A 1791-nucleotide genomic window follows, 5' to 3' on the forward strand; every position below is an offset into this window, starting at 1 on the left:
CAGCGGTGGCCGGCGGGGTCGGTAATTTTTTCCGGTAGACCTTCGGCGTTGTATTCGATGCGGTGTTCGCCGCCGGTGGCGTCGATTTTTTTGATAAGGCGGTTGTGGCTGTCGTATTCGTAGTGTTCTTCGCGCAGCTGGCCGTCTTCGCTGGGCAGTTGGACTTTGGTCAGTTGGCCCAGGTCGTTGTAGGTGTATAGGGTTTCTGCGCCTTCCGGGTCGCGGTGGTAGATGGGGAGGGCGCGGTCGTTGAAGCGGTAGCGTTCTACGCCGCCGCGGGTGTCGGTGACGGTGACGCCTTTGCCGTCCTGGTCCCAGTCGAATTGGTAGCTGTAGGTGGGCTGGCCGTCGATGGGGTCGCCCCATTGGCGCAGGCAGCGGGCGCCGGGGCCTTCGCGGTCCCATTCGAAGTGGAAGCTGTAGCCGCTTTTCAGGGTGCGCTGTTGGATGACGTGTTGGTGGTAGCGGTAGTGTTCGCTGTGGCCTTCGGCATCCGTGGCTTCGATCAGGTCGCCTTCTTCGCTGTATTGGTAGCGGGCCAGTTGGGTGATGCGGCCGTCGCGGGTTTCTTTTTTCAGTTCGCTGATGCGGCCGCCGGTACTGCTGATGTGGAGGGCTTCTCCAAGGCTGCTTTCCACACAGATGAGGCGTTCTTCGATGTAGTGGAAGCGGTAGCCGTTGCCGTAGCCGTCGCGGATTTCCGCCAGTCTCAGGGCGTTGGCGGAGGATCCTGCGGCAGTGAAGTGTTTTTGCACACCTTTGGGGGCGCCGTAGGGGCTGATGATCCAGTGGTCGTCGGCGATGCGGGTCAGGCTGAGGCGTTCGGCCACATTGTGGCTGCGGCCGCTTTTGCCGGGTACCGGCAGGGCGATGACGCGACCTTCGGCGTCGTGGAAGTGCAGGGGTTTGTCCTTGCCGCGGTATTCGAGGCGTTCGCCCAGGGTGTGGGTCCAGCCGTGGCCGAGGCCGAAGTCTTTGGGGTTGCTGCTGCGGTAGGTGCGCGCCATCACCAGCGGCAGGGGGCCGTCGAGGACGGCGTCCACCAGAGTCAGGCGTTCCTCGCCGGTCTTCAGGTTGATGGGCTCGCCGCCCTCGACGGCGTTGGCGTTGTTCTGGCTGGTTTCGCCGCTTTGGTTTTGCCCGGTCTCGCTGTTGGTGGTGTCCGGTTCGGCGGGGTCGGCTTTGGCCTGGGGTTGCTTGGTGCTGTCGCTGTCCGCTGGCGGGGCGCTCTTGTCGGTGCTGCTGGCCTTGGTTTGTGCGGGGGCCGCGGGCGGTCCCTGAGGCGCCGGGGCGTCGACGGTTTCCAAGTCGTCGAAGCTGGCGCCTTTACCTCGGGCGCCGCGGGTTTTGGCCCGAGCCAGTTGTTGTCTTCGGCCCTTGGCAAAGTCCATCATCAGTTCGCCCACGACTTTGAAGCGGCCGAGCAGGCGGGTGTTTTTGGCTATGTTGGCCACGGCGCCGGCACCGCCGCTAACAGCGGCCAATATGATGGTGAGAATAATTTCAAATACGCCGGCACCGGCTAGTTCGGTGATTTCCAGGCTGTGCTGGGCCTTGACATAGTCTTTGGCGAACTGGGTGACAGCGCTGCGCAGGTTGGGATCGCCGTACAGCAGTTCGGCGATTTCAAAGGCCTGTTCCAGTTGTTCGAGGGAAATCTTGCTGGGGTCAAAGCCCAGTACATCGACGATTTCTCTGTGTACCTGGGACAGGTGTTCGCTAATGGACTGGTCCAGGGGTTTGTCGTACAGGAGGTAGTCGTATGAGGCAGTTACCGTTGTAATACTCTGG

The 1791-nt window shown here is 62.1% G+C and carries 1 protein-coding gene; it reads right to left on the reverse strand.

Going from position 1 to position 1791, the window contains the following annotated elements:
• A partial coding sequence (locus BM155_RS16680) for a DUF6531 domain-containing protein (RefSeq protein WP_139223326.1) occupies window positions 1-1791 on the reverse strand: 1791 nt, incomplete at both ends.

The organism is Microbulbifer thermotolerans (assembly GCF_900112305.1).
Taxonomy (GTDB): Bacteria; Pseudomonadota; Gammaproteobacteria; order Pseudomonadales; family Cellvibrionaceae; genus Microbulbifer; species Microbulbifer thermotolerans.